Annotated in this window: 1 protein-coding gene; it reads left to right on the forward strand. The window is 51.5% G+C overall.

Annotated features, from left to right (window positions below; translation table 11 throughout):
- On the forward strand, window positions 1-590 hold a 590-nt coding region (locus R7Q48_RS29185; protein WP_318133854.1), incomplete at both ends, for a PTS transporter subunit EIIC.

The raw sequence follows: 590 nt of genomic DNA on the forward strand, positions 1-590 counted from the left end.
TACTTGCTGCCACTACTTATCGGTTACACCGGTGGTAAGTTAGTGGGTGGCGATCGCGGCGCGGTCGTTGGTGCAATCACAACCATGGGCGTGATCGTCGGTACCGACATCCCAATGTTTATGGGCGCAATGATGGTTGGCCCAATGGGTGGCTGGGCAATCAAAAAATTCGATAACTACATCGATGGTAAAGTAAAAAGTGGCTTCGAGATGTTGGTCAACAACTTCTCTGCGGGCATCATCGGTATGCTGTGCGCCATTCTGGCTTTCTTCCTTATCGGCCCATTTGTCAAAGTGCTTTCAGGCGCATTGGCAGCTGGCGTAAACTTCCTTGTTTCAGCGCACCTTCTGCCACTGACTTCTATTTTTGTTGAGCCAGCGAAGATCCTGTTCCTAAATAACGCGATCAACCACGGCATCTTCTCTCCACTGGGTATTCAGCAAGCGTCTGAGACTGGCCAATCGATCTTCTTCTTGATCGAAGCGAACCCTGGTCCGGGCTTGCGTATCCTGCTGGCTTACATGGTGTTTGGCAAAGGTACGGCTCGCCAAACGGCTGGCGGTGCATCCATCATCCATTTCTTCGGTGG

It is taken from the genome of Vibrio sp. 378, from assembly GCF_033339435.1.